Annotated in this window: 15 protein-coding genes; 7 read left to right on the top strand and 8 right to left on the bottom strand. The window is 61.9% G+C overall.

Annotation, left to right across the window (positions count from 1 at the left end; translation table 11 throughout):
* Positions 1–3: 3 nt before the first annotated feature.
* The 3 genes from B5526_RS16335 to B5526_RS16320 all read right to left on the bottom strand — a co-directional run bounded on the left by B5526_RS16335 (position 4) and on the right by B5526_RS16320 (position 5,278).
* The gene (locus B5526_RS16335) at positions 4–1,737 is read right to left on the bottom strand and encodes an ABC transporter permease (protein ID WP_079539498.1); all 1,734 of its coding nucleotides are present in this window, start codon (positions 1,735–1,737) and stop codon (positions 4–6) included.
* 992 nt (positions 1,738–2,729) lie between these two features.
* A complete protein-coding gene (locus B5526_RS16325; protein ID WP_079539493.1) occupies positions 2,730–4,838 on the bottom strand; it encodes a carbohydrate porin in 2,109 nt (702 codons plus the stop codon).
* Between the two features lie 101 nt (positions 4,839–4,939).
* The gene (locus tag B5526_RS16320) at positions 4,940–5,278 is read right to left on the bottom strand and encodes a hypothetical protein (RefSeq protein WP_079539491.1); all 339 of its coding nucleotides are present in this window, start codon (positions 5,276–5,278) and stop codon (positions 4,940–4,942) included.
* A 319-nt stretch (positions 5,279–5,597) separates the two neighbouring features.
* On the opposite strand from B5526_RS16320, the gene B5526_RS16315 reads away from it, so the two are divergent.
* The gene (locus tag B5526_RS16315) at positions 5,598–5,861 is read left to right on the top strand and encodes a metal-sensing transcriptional repressor (RefSeq protein WP_079539489.1); all 264 of its coding nucleotides are present in this window, start codon (positions 5,598–5,600) and stop codon (positions 5,859–5,861) included.
* Positions 5,862–5,876: 15 nt separating this feature from the next.
* Here the strand turns inward: B5526_RS16315 and B5526_RS16310 are convergent, their stop codons facing one another.
* The 3 genes from B5526_RS16310 to B5526_RS16300 form a co-directional block, all read right to left on the bottom strand.
* Complete coding sequence (locus B5526_RS16310) at positions 5,877–6,881, bottom strand: hypothetical protein (protein ID WP_154071333.1); 1,005 nt, start codon at positions 6,879–6,881, stop codon at positions 5,877–5,879.
* Positions 6,882–6,963: 82 nt separating this feature from the next.
* Positions 6,964–8,211, bottom strand: a complete 1,248-nt coding sequence (dmeF, locus tag B5526_RS16305; protein ID WP_079539487.1) for a CDF family Co(II)/Ni(II) efflux transporter DmeF — start codon at positions 8,209–8,211, stop codon at positions 6,964–6,966.
* An 8-nt stretch (positions 8,212–8,219) separates the two neighbouring features.
* Positions 8,220–8,498, bottom strand: a complete 279-nt coding sequence (locus tag B5526_RS16300) for a metal/formaldehyde-sensitive transcriptional repressor (protein ID WP_079539485.1) — start codon at positions 8,496–8,498, stop codon at positions 8,220–8,222.
* Between the two features lie 136 nt (positions 8,499–8,634).
* On the opposite strand from B5526_RS16300, the gene B5526_RS16295 reads away from it, so the two are divergent.
* Positions 8,635–9,258 carry a hypothetical protein gene (locus tag B5526_RS16295; protein WP_154071332.1) on the top strand — a complete coding sequence of 208 codons (624 nt, stop codon included), beginning with the start codon at positions 8,635–8,637 and terminating at the stop codon, positions 9,256–9,258.
* 201 nt (positions 9,259–9,459) lie between these two features.
* Here B5526_RS16295 and B5526_RS16290 read toward each other — a convergent pair whose 3' ends face one another.
* On the bottom strand, positions 9,460–9,744 hold the full coding sequence (locus B5526_RS16290; RefSeq protein ID WP_079539481.1) for a hypothetical protein: 285 nt from the start codon (positions 9,742–9,744) through the stop codon (positions 9,460–9,462).
* Between the two features lie 146 nt (positions 9,745–9,890).
* A complete protein-coding gene (locus B5526_RS16285) occupies positions 9,891–10,706 on the bottom strand; it encodes a creatininase family protein (protein ID WP_079545046.1) in 816 nt (271 codons plus the stop codon).
* Positions 10,707–10,818: 112 nt separating this feature from the next.
* On the opposite strand from B5526_RS16285, the gene B5526_RS16280 reads away from it, so the two are divergent.
* From B5526_RS16280 to B5526_RS16260, 5 genes are read left to right on the top strand one after another with little or no spacing between them, the layout of a single operon-like run.
* Positions 10,819–11,838 (top strand): ABC transporter substrate-binding protein, encoded by a 1,020-nt coding sequence (locus tag B5526_RS16280; protein ID WP_079539479.1) that lies wholly within the window; start codon positions 10,819–10,821, stop codon positions 11,836–11,838.
* Between the two features lie 7 nt (positions 11,839–11,845).
* Complete coding sequence (locus tag B5526_RS16275) at positions 11,846–12,661, top strand: ABC transporter ATP-binding protein (protein WP_079545045.1); 816 nt, start codon at positions 11,846–11,848, stop codon at positions 12,659–12,661.
* A gap of 5 nt (positions 12,662–12,666) precedes the next feature.
* Positions 12,667–13,494: an ABC transporter permease gene (locus tag B5526_RS16270; RefSeq protein WP_433994649.1), complete on the top strand. Its 828-nt coding sequence runs from the start codon at positions 12,667–12,669 to the stop codon at positions 13,492–13,494.
* Positions 13,494–14,483, top strand: coding sequence for a 2-hydroxyacid dehydrogenase (locus tag B5526_RS16265; RefSeq protein WP_079539475.1), 990 nt, complete (start codon positions 13,494–13,496; stop codon positions 14,481–14,483). The genes B5526_RS16270 and B5526_RS16265 overlap by 1 nt, the downstream gene beginning before the upstream one ends.
* Complete coding sequence (locus B5526_RS16260) at positions 14,483–15,181, top strand: AprI/Inh family metalloprotease inhibitor (RefSeq protein ID WP_154071331.1); 699 nt, start codon at positions 14,483–14,485, stop codon at positions 15,179–15,181. Before B5526_RS16265 ends, B5526_RS16260 begins: the two co-directional genes overlap by 1 nt.
* Positions 15,182–15,249: the final 68 nt, after the last annotated feature.

The following is a 15,249-nucleotide window of genomic DNA, read 5'->3' as shown; positions in this document are numbered from 1 at the left end:
TGATCAGCCGAGGCGAAGACGACGCTCGCCGAAGGCATAGAGCGGCCTCCAGAGCAGCCGGTTAAACAGCGTCACCAGAATACACATGGTGGCGATGCCGAGCACCACCCGAGGGAAGTCCCCGGTCTCTGTCGCTGTTGCGATATAGGCGCCGAGACCGGTTGCGGTCAGATGGGTATCGCCCCAGCTTGCGACTTCCGCGACGATCGAGGCATTCCATGATCCGCCGGAGGCGGTGATGGCGCCGGTGATGTAATAGGGGAAAATGCCTGGCAGGATCACTTTCATCCACCACCGCCATCCGTGCAGATGAAAGCTGCCCGCGGCCTCGCGAAGGTCGGTCGGAAAGGCGCTGGCGCCCGCGATCACGTTGAACAGGATGTACCACTGGGTCCCCAGGATCATCAGCGGGCTCAGCCAGATATTCGGGTTCAAATGGTAGCGCACGATCACTACCACGAACACGGGAAAGGCGAGGTTCGCCGGGAATGCCGCCAGAAACTGCGCTAGCGGCTGGATGCGTTCGGCGAGTCTCGGCCGCAGCCCGATCCAGACCCCGACCGGGACCCAGATCAGCGTCGCCAGCGCAATCAGCACGACGACGCGCGCCAGTGTGACGAAGCCATGTCCAACGGCGGTGAAGACGTCTGCCAGGCTCAATGTCGCCGACAGATACGAATAGGCCCTCCAGCCGGCATAGAGGGTGCTGACCGCGATCAGCGCAAGCCAGACCGCATCGACCACGCGCGATGGCGGGCCTTTTGTGGCCGGCTTCCAAAGGCCCGTCGGCAGCGCGATATGCAAATTCGAGATGGCTTTGTTCACGGCGGCGAACGGATAGGTCAGCGCCCGCAACGCCCGTGTCCGTCGAAACAGGTCGAGCATCCAGGAGGACGGCGCGGTGGCTGACGCGGTCTGCTCGAAGCGGAATTTGTCGGCCCAGGCGACCACCGGGCGAAACAGCAGCTGGTCGTAAGCGATGATGACGAGCAGCATGGTCAGGATGGCATAGCCGATCGCGGGCAGGCTCTGCTTTTCGATGGCGAGCGCGACATAGGAGCCGATACCCGGCAGCGTGATCGTGGTGTTGCCGACGGTGATCGCTTCCGACGCCACCACGAAAAACCAGCCGCCCGACATCGACATCATCGTGTTCCAGATCAGGCCCGGCATGGCGAACGGCACATCGAGCCGCCAGAAGCGCTGCCAGCCGCTCAAATGAAAGCTTTGGGTCGCTTCCTCCAGGTCCTTCGGCACGTTGCGGAGCGACTGGTACATGCTGAAGGTCATGTTCCAGGCCTGGCTCGTGAAGATCGCGAACACGCAGGCGAGCTCGGCGCCGAACACGCTACCCGGAAACAGATTCAGGAAGAAGACCACCGTGAACGTGAGAAAGCCGAGGATCGGCACCGACTGCAGGATGTCGAGCAGCGGGATCAGCACCATCTCGGCGCGCCGGCTCTTGGCGGCAAGCGCCGCATAGACGAAGGTGAAAATGATCGAACAGACGATCGCGAGCAGCATCCGCATCGTCGTCCGCAGCGCATAGACCGGCAGGTTGGAGGGATCGAGCGAAACCGGACTGATGTCGAGCGCCGACAGCGGAAGCGTGGTTTGCCTGCCGCCATAGACGATCAGCACCATGGCGCCGATCACCAGAATAAGCGCGACCGCGTCCCAGATGTTGGGCCGCAGCGCCTGCCCCAATCTCGGCGTCAGAATTTCTTGAAGTGGCATGCGAGGCGCCTTGTTTCAGAACTTGCCGTGCAAACGGCCCGAGACGTTTTTGGCCGGACCCGAGATCAGCGTTATAGGCGGGGTTTGTGATGGGTGGATAGTAGGCAGCGAAGGCGACGAGCAACGAACTCCGGAGGCGTGCCGAAGGGCAGCTCTTCATTGCAGAATCTGTTCGCAGACATCAATAGTCTTTGAGCCCATTGGGTCGCTGCAAGCCGATCGGAAACGCCGGTATTGCGTGTCACACGCAAACCGCTTTCCTGAAACAGCCTCCCGATTATGTTATGGTTTTACGACAGCTCAATCCTGCCGACCTGCTTCGCAAAGATCGGAGGGTCGGGAAGCTTGGCGTTTTCTGAAATCGCACGGCTGGGGCTTGAGCGGGATGCTGACCGAGTTCTCTACCGACCCGGCCTGTTCGAAGGCACACGAATAAACGTATGGGGAGCGGATCGGCCGCTGCTGCCATAGTAGCTTTTTCATAGCCGATCGCGGCCGCGTCTTGTGGGAGCGCCCTACCTGATGTCGGCCGGGCCACGGCAAGTATGGGTTTGCGGATCGCGGACGCGACCCCTACCACAGCCACCAACAAGATCGCCTGCAGATACGTTCGGCGCTGTGACGGTTGGCAGCGAAGGTGCAACCCCGGCCGTCACCACCGTCGTGAACGCCGGCTTAGTTTGAAAGGATCCGGCGGCTTGGCAATTTGACCAAGTGGCGGCCGTGAAAGCCATTGCCGAGATCAGTATCAGGATCAGGAAGCGGATGCGGCACATTGCAGTTCCAGCAAGCCAAATCGAGCCGATTGACGGACGGAATCGCAATCGGCATCGAAGCCAATTAATTTAGATCGAGTGGGTGGCTTCCGCAAGGCGGAGCAGGCATGCCTGTTCGCGGCGCAAGTCCGCAATTTTAGGTCATTGTTGCTGTCTAAGCCCGGGGCTGAGAGATTCCAACCTTAGCTGCCGATTGTCCTTGTCTGTTGGAACCGCTCAGTACTGCGTATGCAGGCGTAGACCGAGCACCGAAACAGGACCCCGGTCGCGATTATAGGCTGGGTTGACGATGAGCTGGTAGTCGAGCGTGATCCTCGAGGCAAAGATCGGAAAGCTGTAATAGGTCTCGAGGATCTGTTCGTAGCCGGGATGCGGCAGCATGCCGTCGCCGACCAGGATGCCAAGTCCGCCGGCGTTGAGAAACGCCTGGTGTACGCCGGAAATGCCGTTGACGACGCCGGCAATGCCGAACACGTCTTGATCCCGCCCCCATTGCTTTCCCGATATCGACAGGCCGGTCGCGACGGTGCGGTCGATGTCGGTGAACTCGAAGGGTTCTTTGTGGCCGTCCGCGAACCCGGCCCGCATGAACAGCCCGACATTGGGCATCAGTTGCTGCTCCAGATTCATGCTGATGCCGCCGCGACCCTGGTATTTCCGCACGGCGGCGATGTCGGCGGGGCCTCCATTGATCGCGGCGAGCTGGATCGCGTCCTCGAAGCTTCCCATCACGCCTCGCGTCAGAAAGCCCGTGATCGCGATCTTGCCGGGTTGATCGAGGATGGAATATCGCCGCTCGATTTCACCGACCCACTGGAATTGTTCGAACCGCGAATCCAGGCCGGTCTGGTTCGGCGCGGAAGAGAGGTCGAACACGCCGCCGCGAAACGTCCAGGGACCTTGATACCACTCCGCCGCCGCGCCGACGGAATAGCCCCACGCATCTGCGGCGTAGTCGAACGATCCGGTGTCGACAAGGGACCAGTTCATGAAATCGCCGCGCGGGTCGTGGGCGTATTGGTTGGTGTCGAAGATATCGACCACGCCGAATTTTCCGACCGTGAACACCAGGCGGTCCGACGTTCGCGTTCCGGAAAACTGGTTGAGCCCGGCGTCGAGATGCTCGATGGCGTCACCGCCGAGGTCGATGGTCTGCCGCAGGAACGCCCGGTGCACACGCAGATAGGGATAATCCGCGCCGACCTTGTAGGCTTCGCCGCTCGGGAATCCCGCGACGCCGAGCGATCCGCTTAGGCCAAACCCCTGATCGAGTTCCGGATTGATCCAGGCTTCGGCGCCCTGCCAGAGGCGGATGCCCGCGAAGGCGGTCAAGTCCGAGGTCTGGCGGCTGATGTTCGAGTCGAGGCTGTTCGGTCCCTTGTAGGGAGCCCGGAACGGAGGATCATACTGCTGGAGGTAGGTGGCCTGGGCGTGGAACGCGAAGCGATCCGTCTCGAGCGCAGATGGTCCCTTGGTCAGGAAGTCCGAGACGTGCGTGCTGTCATCGCCGATCTTGTAATTTAGGCCGAGCCGGATGCTTTGCATCGCCAGGTCGGAATTGAAGGGTTCTGCGGCGGCCGTGAAGGTCATGCCCTTGTGGCCAAATCCGGTCGACAGATATTCGGCTTTCGCTGTCCAGCCCCCGGCGACCGGGATCTCGATGCCGGCGCCCGCCGCCCAGCCCAGGCGCCACAACCGCCTGGTGTCCAGCGTGCCCTGCGCCGCGAAGCCGTTAGCCGAAACGCCACCGTCCTGGCTCCGCGTCACCTGATCGTAGGACCAGGCTAGCCCACCGGTGCCGTAAAGCAGAAAGTTGTCGAACGCATAACCGAAGCGGGCGCGCGCGCTGCCGTAATGAATCACCGCCTCGCCATAGGTCACCTGGCCGATCAAGGGCGAGCTCACCGTCTGACTGCCACGCACCGAAAAGGGTATCAGCACGTCCGAGTTGGGCATGGTGACGTCAGCCTCGACGCCCAGCAACACGCGAGACGGAAAGACGTAATTGTATCCGGCCTGCAGCCCCATGACATAGCTGCCGGTGCCGGCCATGAAATCCAAATGGAACGGAAGATTGAATGATCCATTCAGATCCGGGACGCCGGCTCCCGGCTGCGCGGTCCAGTTCGAAGCGCCCCTGATCACGCCGGCATGGGCGCCGACATACAGGCCAGTCCAGTCGTAAGCGGTCGCGACGTAAGGTACGGGCGGCTTGGCCGGGAGGCTCGGCGGCAGGTCGGCGGCGAGCGCGGCGGAGCACGTCGCGAGCACGATCGCCGTGCCACCTGCGATTTTGCCGCCTCCAATTTTGCAAATTGCCTTCATTCACCGCCCCACGCCCCACGCGTAAGCTAGATCAAACGAACGTGACATTCATTCTTCAGCGTTATTGCAACTCATTCGCAATTGCAAGTACCCGGGTCCCCCTATCCGGCCGGCGCCAGCCTTCGGCCGCGCGATGACATCAGCGGCGGCGTGCCCGAAGCCCGGCCCGTCGCGCCGTGCTCGTCGAAATCGCCGATCGGCGCATCGCCACCGTGCACGACCTGCCAGCGGCATTCGAGCCGGCCGTTGCGATCGATCCAATGACAAGCCAGCGCCGGGGATGGAATCCGGCGCCGGCCCTTCGGGCGGCGAAGACCCGGAAGGTTGTCATTGGAATGGGTGGCATTGGAAAGCCCGACCTCGTGCGGCACAGGCGCGATGCGCCGCGGCTGAACAGGCCAGAATCCTTTAAGTCCGGATTTTGCGAGCGTTTTGAACATCGCTCACCTCCATGTCCGCTTGGCGCGGCAGGCCGGTGAGCGCGATGGGTCAGCTAGGTGCGACCATCACCCTCACGCGGCCAAAGCCGGCGCGATTGATCTTGATGTCTTGCAGCAGCGTTGGCCCGATCATCGCCGGGGTGACGTTGCCAAAGGTGGTACTGCCCATGTGCTCTTCATTGGGGTTGAAAGGCTTGTCTCGAACCAACGTCCGTGACAACCCTTGGCAAGTATGCCTGACCCTTCACGGTGTCAAGTGATTTTCCCGTATCCTCCCTGGAGGATGGCTGTTATCCTCCCTGGAGGATAGGAGGATTTGATGGACCACCCGCATTCCGCGATCGCCCGGCGTCTGAAACGTGCCAATGGCCATCTCGAGACGATTATCGACATGATCGAGCGGGGCCGGCCCTGCGCCCAGATCGCCCAGCAATTGCAGGCCGTGGAGAGCGCCATCGAGAGCGCCAAGAAGGCCCTTATCCACGATCACATCAGCCACAGCCTCGAACGGTCGCTCAAGGCGTCCGGCGCGAAAGGTCAGGCGGCACTGCGGGATTTTAAATTGATCGCGAAGTATCTCTGATTACGACGGCGGCCATCACTGGCTCAACAGCGGCTTTCCGAACAAGGAGGGCGCCAGATCGTCGAGGAACAGCAGCAATTGGGCTCTGCCGCCGATGTTGTGTCCCGAGGCGTTGTTGAGTGGGACGATCGCTTCGATCGCGATCTGCCAGGTGACCGCGACGTACGTAAGACCGGGGTTCATGGTGGCGATCGATTTTGTGCCCTTCGAACTGTCGAAGGCGAATTCGACCAGCGGCACCAGCTGATTGAGCGGCTCTTGCTTTGGCGGGCCGCCGGTGAACCGGCTGGTCAGATACAGCGTCGAGAATTCGACCGCAAATCCCCAATGCAGGATGTCGACGTTACTCGTCAACATCGGGCCAAGCTGGCCGGTGAGGGGATCGATGCCAAAGTTTCGCGATACGCCGCCGGTCGGATGCTCCAGCACAATGGCGGCGGTGACGCCGAACGGCCGCAGCCACGAAACACTATCGGGCAGATCGCCAAAGCCTTTGCCGAAAAATAATCCGGGCCTGATCGTATCGGGCGCGCTGGCATCGACCGCCTGCGCGCCGGATTTTCCGATGCCCCATGCGAGGCCTGCGGAAAGCAGCATCTCGTGAGGATTATCCCGAAAAACCTCCCATTTGAGCCCAACGGAGGTGACGTCGAAACCGGAGCGTTTTGCGGCGCCCCAGTTGCGCGCGATCCAGCTGCTGTCGACGACAAATCCGACGGTGGGCGTGAGAAGCCGGGTAAAAGACCAGTTGATGCGATTGTCGGTGACATCGGCGCCGGCGTCAGGGTGCTCGAGCGTCGAGAAATTCGGCACGATCGCTTCGTCGGCCACGGCGGGATCGTCGAATGTCAGCGTCCCCGGGAAATAGCGGTTGCCCGCGATTCCGTGCGCATCCGCCGTCTGTGACAGTTGTGACGCAACCAATGCTGCGATCAGCGCGCTCGAGCAGGCGAGCCAATGCGAGGCGCGAAATCGCTCCCCGATCGTGCACGCGGCGAAACCAGAGGATGGCGGAGCCATGGTTGCATAATCCGGTTTACCGCCGACCACACCCGATGATCTGGGATCGCAGGCGAAGCCCTGCGATCCCCCGCTTATAAAGTCAGGGCCTGCGCGCGACCTCGACGGTGAGATGCGACAGCGATTTGAAGCGCGCCAGCCGGGCGCGATAATAATCGGCGTCGCGTCCCTTATTGGTGATGACCGAGATGATCGCGCCGAGATGGCCGGGCCCGAGGCGCCAGAGATGCAGATCGGCGAGCGTATCGCCCTCGGCCTCGATCGCCTCGCGCAGTTTGCCGGCCATGCCCTTGTCGGGATTCATGTCGAGCAGGATCGCGCCGGTGTCGCGGATCAGGCCGTAGGACCAGCTGGCGATGACGCAAGCGCCGATGATGCCGGCCAGCGGATCCATCCAGAGCCAGCCAAAGGCACGCGCCAGCAACAGGCCGACGATCACCAGCACCGACACCGCGGCATCGGCGATCACATGCACCACCGCCGCGCGCATGTTGTTGTCGCGCGCCGCCGATCCGTGCGCATGTTCGTGCTCTTCGAAGACGACGGGATAATGTCGGTCGCCGATCCGAACCGTCGCGGTGAAGGCGTGCGGTTCCGGAATCTCGTCGATCGATTCCAGATAGCCGCTTTGGCTCTTCATGGCGAAAACTTGCCGGGCCCCATCGGGCCGCACGGTTTCAACCGAAGACGCCTGGGCAGTCAGAACCAGCCCGCTCTCGGCACTCAGCCGAAAGCGCGGCGGCATCCCGTCTTCAAATATTTCGAGAGTTGCGATTCCGCCCGCGGTCGCGATCTCATGGGTTTCGTCATGGTCGTGGCCTTCATGGGCGTGTCCGTGACCATGGCCATGGCTGTGACCGTGATGCTCACCGCCGCTCAAGAGCCATGCGCTCGCGATGTTGACCGCCAACCCCAGACAAGCAATCGGGATCGCTTCGGCGAAATGAATCGGAACCGGATCAAAAATGCGGCTGATGGATTCATAGCCAATCAGGATCGCGATCATGGCGAGCACAATGGCGCTGGTGAAGCCGGCGAGGTCGCCGAGCTTGCCGGTGCCGAAGGTGAAGGCCGGATTGTTGGCGTGTTTGCGCGCGTAGGTATAGGCCAGCGCCGCCAGCAGCAGCGCGCCGGCATGCGTGCTCATGTGCAGGCCATCCGCGACCAGCGCGATCGAGCCGAATAAGAGGCCGCCGATGATTTCCGCGACCATCATGATGCCGCAGAGCCAGATCACCGCCCAGGTCTTGCGCTCGCTCTTCTCATGGCCTTCGCCGAGGAAAACATGGCTATGAAAGGCCGCCGCGGCGCTGCTGCTATTGTCGGTCATGACGTCTCTCACTTGAGGTAAGTGTGGACCACTTCAATGAGCTGATCAGCCGCGTCGGCGTTGAGCGCGCCCGGATTCTTCTCGGGGTCGACCAGATGGGTGCGGATGTGGTCTTCCACCACCTCGGCCATCAGGCCGGCGACGCCGCCACGAACGCCCGCAATCATGTGCATGATGCGGTCGCATCCGGCCTCTTCATTCAGCGCCCGTTCGATCGCTTCGACCTGACCGCGAATCCGGCCCACGCGGGCGAGCAGCTTCTTCTTCTCTCGGATGGTATGTGACATCGGGGTTATATAGGATACCCCCCTATGCTACGTCAACCCGGTCGGCGGCCTTCTAGCGCGTTTCAAGCGAGAGCCTGCCCCGGACTTGATCCGGGGTGGAGACCGGTTCGCGTCAAGAAACGATGCTCGGTCGCTCATGAACGCCGCGCCGCGATGGCGCGTCGCGCCCGCCGACGCAATTTTTTTACAATCTGGCGGGGGATCGCCGCCCATGCATAATCTGCGCGGGTTTCGATTCGTCGCGAAGGGATGGGCCATGAAGCCGTTCGATTCAGTGCCTGCCCTGCTGATTGTCGGGCTTATGGCCGCTCCCGCGCCCATTCTCGCCGGGGAGCGTTCGGACGACGATCATCGCGGTGCCGTTCTCGAAATTGGCGCGACGCGTGAATGGGGCCTGCAAGACGGCAAAAACAGCTTCGGCCCGAGCCTTGCGATCGAGGTGACGCCGATCGAGCATTGGCTGGAGATCGAGGCCGGGATCAGTCCACTGCGAAGCAAGGAAGGTACGGAGTGGGAGGCCGACCTGGTTTTCAAGAAGCCGTTCCAACTGTCCAAGAACGTGGAATTCATGATCGGCGCCGGCCCGCAATGGACATCTTCCGGCTCGTTCGGCGCCACGGGCGTTCTTGATTTCATGTTCTGGGTCACGCCGCAATACGGGTGGTTTGTCGAGCCCAGCTTCAGTTATGCCTTCACCCGCGGGCACGACCAGAATCTTGCCGTGAACGTTGGGCTTTTGATCGCGCTGCCGCCGCATTAGCCTAAAACACTCGCGCCGATCGCTCGACCCTGACGGCGAGCGTCAACCAAGGCTTGAAAAAAGGATGACCCGCCCGGGGGGACAACCGGGCGGGTCGGGTGCGGCACGGGGGTGGATGAGGCGCCCGTGCCGAACGCGGATCCACAGTCAGAGCGTCTTCACAATCAGAACGTCTTGAAGACTCTCAAATTCAGCCGATCATCAGTAGAAATTGCAGGTGCGGACGCGGCCCATATAGTTGCCGTAGGCATCGAACTGGCGAACCCAGCCGCAGCGGCGGTAGCCGTCATAATAGTAGCCGTTGTTGTAGTAGCCATTGTTCGCAGCGATCGCGCTGCCGACCACGGCGGCGCCGAGAAGACCGGCTCCGATGCCCCAGCCGAGGCCGCCACCGCCGGCCTGTGCCTGGGTGGTGGTGGAGACGAGGCCGCCGGTGACGGCAAGGGTCGCCAGCGCAAGGGCTGCAATTTTGGTTTTGATCGACATGAAAAAACTCCATCCGGGTTGGACGCGGCCGTTGTGGCCCGCATGCCCAGTTGGACGGAGCGTCTTCGATTCCGGTTCGAAGCATGGTCCGGGAATTCGAAAAGTGCTTTTATTTGCTAGCGATTACATGCGCTTAGGAGAGGGCATCAAACGTTCGGGGGCGCTGAAAGGGCTTTCGGGTCGAATTTGTCGACGTCGGCAAGCAATTCGCTGAACGCGCGCGCGCCCTGATCGATGAGGCGTTCGCCTTTTTCTGCCGACGCTATCGTCGCATCGCCGACGGCGCCGCTGGCGTGAAGGTCCTGGGCCTGCCAGGCGAACGGCGCCGGCCGCTGCGGCGACAGAACGCGATAGTCTTTTTCCATCGCGATCGCCCTGGAGCGAAAATCGGCGGTCGCAGGCACGCGCACATGCTGCTTATATCGCGCTAGCATGATCGAGGTCTCGACCGCACCGCCATGAATGCCATGACGGAGTTCATCGGCGGGAAACAGTCCCTCCGGCGCACTGAGGCGCGACCATCCGGTGGTGACGGCGAGAAGCCCGTGTTGCGCGCGCAGTTGCTGCGCCACCAGCGTCATCGCCGCGCTGTTGCCGCCATGGCTCGTCACCATCACGAATTTCTTGAGGCCTGCGCGCGCCACGCTCTCGCCGATCGCCATCCAGCTCTTCAGCGCGACTTCCACAGATAGCGTCAGCGTGCCCGGATAATCGACATGCTCGGTGGAAATCCCGACCGGTTGAACGGGAAGGAAGGTCGCGGGAATGTTTTGGGGCAACAGCTCGCGCACCCGCGTAAGATAGGCCTCCGCGATCATGACGTCGGTCCCGAGCGGCAAATGCGGCCCGTGCTGTTCGGTCGCAGCCAGCGGCAGCACCGCGATCCATCGCTCAGGCTCCGCGGCGGCGAAGTCGGGCCAGTGAATCTCGGTCCAGTCGCGGGGAGGCAGGAAAGAAGTCATCGAGCGAATGTTTCTTTGCGGAGATTTGCAGGGTAGTTTGTATTCCTTCAAAAGGGCGCAACCGGCGTCCATTGCTTCCTATCATGGGCAGAACGATCAACGGAGTCCAATCATGAACCCGGTTCTTTTGCTGCGAGCGTTAACGCTAGGCCTTGCGGCCATTGTCATGGCTTCCTCGCCTGCACGCGCCCAAACGCTGGACAAGGTCTCGTTCGGAACCAACTGGGTTCCGGAAGCCGAGCATGGCGGATTTTTCCAGGCACTGGCCGACGGCACCTACCGGAAATACGGGCTCGACGTCACCATCGTGCCGGGCGGCCCGAACGACAACAACCGCATGCTGCTGATCGCCGGCAAGCTCGATTTCTTCATGGCCGCGAACACCCTGATGTCGTTCGATGCGGTCGCCAACAACGTGCCGGTAGTGACGGTCGCCGCCATCTTTCAGAAGGATCCGCAGGTCTTCCTGACCCATCCGGAATCGAATGTGACAAAACTCGAAGAGCTCAAGCCGCTGACGCTCTTGGTGTCGAAGGAAGGCATTTCCAGCTACTTTCAATGGCTGAAGTCCGAATATGGCTTCAGCGAGCAAAAGGTCAGACCCTACACCTTCAACTCGCAGCCCTTCATCGCCGACAAGCAGACCGCGATGCAGGGCTATGTCACCTCGGAGCCGTTCGCGGTCGAAAAGGCGGCCAAGTTCAAGCCCGGGGTGCTCCTGCTGGCGGATTACGGTTTCAACACCTACTCCACCCTGATCGAGACCCGGCGCGACCTGGTCGACAAGAAGCCGGATTTGGTGCAGCGCTTCGTCGATGCCTCCATCATCGGCTGGTACAATTATCTCTACGGCGACAACGCGCCGGCCAATACCATGATCAAGAAGCTCAATCCGGAAATGACCGACGAGTTGCTCGCCTACTCCCTAAGCAAGATGAAGGAATATGGCATTGTCGATTCCGGCGACACCTTGCGCGACGGCATCGGCGCCATGACCGACGAGCGCGCCGCGAGTTTCTTCGACAAGATGGTTCGCGCCGGCGTGGTCAAGCCCGATATCGACTTCCGCAAGGCCTACACGCTTCGTTTTGTCAATAAAGGCGTCGGCCTCGATCTGCGGCCGAAGAACTAGCTTGGCGATGGCCCAGCCTGCAGTCTTGTCCGAAGCCGAGGCGCGCATGGCCGGCCTCGCGGTTAGTCTCCGCGCCGTCACCAAGGTCTATGACAATGGCGTGATGGCACTCGGGCCGCTGGACCTCGATGTGACGAAAGGCGAGTTCGTGTCGCTGCTCGGGCCGTCGGGCTGCGGGAAGTCGACGGCGTTGCGGCTGATCGCGGGGCTGAACGCGCCGACGTCGGGAACGGTCGGTGTCTTCCACCGCCCCGGCGAGGAGCGCGCCGGACATTCCATCGGCTTTGTGTTCCAGGAACCGACCTTGATGCCGTGGACCAGCGTGCGCGAGAATGTGCGGCTACCGCTGAAACTCGCCCGTGCGGCCGCTGCGGAGGCCAATGCGCGCGTCAGCGAAGCGCTGACGCAAGTGGGGCTTGCCGAGTTCGCCGATGCGTATCCGCGCGAATTATCCGGCGGCATGAAGATGCGGGTCTCGCTGGCGCGTGCGCTGGTCACCGATCCGGATCTCCTGTTGATGGACGAACCGTTTGCAGCGCTCGATGAGATCACGCGCTTTCGCCTCAACAACGATCTGTTGTCGCTGTGGCGTAATCTGCACAAGACCGTCATCTTCGTCACCCATTCGGTGTTCGAGTCGGTCTATCTGTCGCAGCGCGTGGTGGTGATGTCGGCGCGGCCCGGACGCATCACGGCCGAAATTCGCATCGATGCGCCTGAACCGCGGGGCGAGGAGTTTCGCACCTCCGTCGACTATGCCGGCTATTGCCGCGAGGTATCGAACGCGCTGGCGCCGTCCTATTCCGGGCTGCCCGGTTCATGAGCGAACTGCAAACCCAGCCCATATCGGCCGAGCAGGCGGCACTCGACAGCCGCACCCTGCGCCTTGTGCGGATTTTGCTTCCGGTCGTCGTGCTGGCGGCGGGCATCGCGGTTTGGGACCTCGTGGTGCGCATCAACGATATCCCGCCCCATATCCTGCCGGCTCCCGGCGCGGTGTTCTGGACGCTCATCGTGGATTGGCCGGTGCTGTCGCAATCGCTCATGACCACGTTGACCACCACGCTGGAAGGTTTCGTTGCCGCCGCCGTCGGCGGCATTGCGCTCGCGCTGTTGTTCAATCAATCGAAATGGCTGGAATATTCGCTGTTTCCCTATGCGGTGATCCTGCAGGTCACGCCGGTGATTGCGATCGCGCCGTTACTTCTGATTTACCTGCCGCAGCAGGCCGCCGTCATCGTCTGTGCCTGGATCGTCGGATTCTTTCCGGTTTTGTCGAACACCGCGCTCGGATTGAATTCGGTCGACCGCAATCTGGCCGGCCTCTTCAGGCTTTATGGCGCCTCGCGGCTGCAGACGCTTGTCCATCTCAAACTGCCGTCGGCGTTGCCGTATATCCTCGGCGGATTGCGGATCGCCGGCGGATTGTCGCTGATCGGCGCCGTTGTGGCCGAGATCGCGGCTGGCTCCGCCGGCGCCGGTTCCGGCCTTGCCTACCGAATCCTCGAATCCGGCTACCGCCTCAACATTCCCCGCATGTTCGCTGCCTTATTATTGCTCTCCGCCGCCGGGATTGTCATCTATGGGCTGCTGGCGCTAACCTCGCATCTGGTATTGCGGCGCTGGCACGAGAGCGCGCTTGGAAAGGAAAACTGATGGTTGGCGGAAACATCTCCTCCGAGAAGATCGATTTATTGATCTATGGGCCGAGCAAGCCGATCGTCGATAACGGCTTTTCCGATCAGTTTGTCCTGCATCCGTTCGAGACCATTCCCGACCTCGAGCGCTTGACGCCTGCGGTCGCCGAGAAAATCCGCGGCATGGCGGTGACGTACAATTCGGTTCGCGGCGACAGCAAGACGCTGGCGCGTTTCCCGAAAATGGAGATCGTCTCCTCGTTCGGCGTCGGCTACGACCACATCGACGCGGCTTATGCGCGCGACCACAACATCATGGTCACCAACACGCCGGACGTGCTGACCGAGGAGGTCGCCGATATCGCGTTTGGGCTGTTGATCGCGACGTTACGCGAATTCATCAAGGCAGACCGATATCTGCGCTCCGGGCTCTGGCTGACGCAGAATTTCCCCCTGAGCGTTGGGTCGCTGCGGGATCGCAAGGTCGGCATGGTCGGCATGGGCCGGATTGGACAAGCAATCGCACGCCGGCTCGACGCGTCGCGCGTGCCCGTGGTCTATCATACGCGCAAACCCGCCGATGGCGTGTCCCACAAGCACTATCCTGATTTGATCGAGATGGCGAAGGCGGTGGATACGCTGATCGTCATCGTTCCCGGCGGCCCGTCGACGGCGAAAATGATCAACGCCGATGTCATGAAGGCGCTCGGCCCGCGCGGCGTCATCATCAACGTCGCGCGCGGCTCGGTGGTCGACGAGCAGGCGCTGATATCAGCGCTCAAATCGGGGACCATTCTGGCCGCCGGCCTCGACGTGTTCGAAAAAGAACCGAACGTGCCGGATGAACTGCGCACCATGCAGAACGTGGTGCTGCTGCCGCATATCGGCTCCGCGTCGGTCGTGACCCGCAACGCCATGGATCAGTTGGTGGTCGACAATCTGAAAGCCTGGTTCGCCGGCAAGCCGCCGCTGACGCCGGTTGCGGAAACGCCCGCCAAGAGCCGCTGATGACGCCTCGTGTCGGCATCGCGCTTGCGGCGCTGCTGGCGCTGGTTGCCGGCCTTGATCAGGCGCGCGCGCAGGATGCGAGCACTCTGAAGAAAGACATGATCGGCCAGTGGGAGCTCTCGACCACCGAACGCAGCAAGACCTGCGTCGTTACCCTCAAAGGCGATACGACGCCGCAAGGCTTAAAACTCGAACTCGAGCCCGGCTGCGCGGCTGCGTTGCCGTTCACCAAGGACATCGCGGCCTGGAGCATCAAGGGGCTCGATATCGTGCGGCTGCAGGATGCAACCGGGGGCCCGGTGATCGACTTTACCGAAGTCGAGAGCGGGATTTTGGAAGGCCTGCGGCAGGGCGAAGGCATCTACATCCTGCAAAACCTTGCTGCCGCGCGCTCTTTGGCAAAATCGATGGACCAGATGATCGGCGACTGGTCGATGGTGCGCGGCAACGGCCAGGCGATCTGCGGCCTGACGCTGACCAATACCGAAGCCGGCGGGGATAATTTCCAGGTCTTCCTGAAGCCGAAATGCGATGCCGCGGTCGCGGCCTTTGCGCCGACGCAATGGCGGCTCGATCACGGCCAGATGCTGTTGATGTCGCAAAGCGGCGAGACCTGGCAGTTCGAGGCCGACGACAACGCGCAATGGCGGCGGGTGCCCGACAGCGCCGATCCGCTGATCATGCTGCGGGGACAGTAATTTTTGCTTTTCTCGCCGGCAGCATGAAACAGAAACGGCTGTCCCGGCGTTAGCGCTCTCGGGCAGCG

The organism is Bradyrhizobium lablabi (genome assembly GCF_900141755.1).
Taxonomy (GTDB): Bacteria; Pseudomonadota; Alphaproteobacteria; order Rhizobiales; family Xanthobacteraceae; genus Bradyrhizobium; species Bradyrhizobium lablabi_A.
This window is presented reverse-complemented; position numbering and strand designations above follow the sequence as displayed.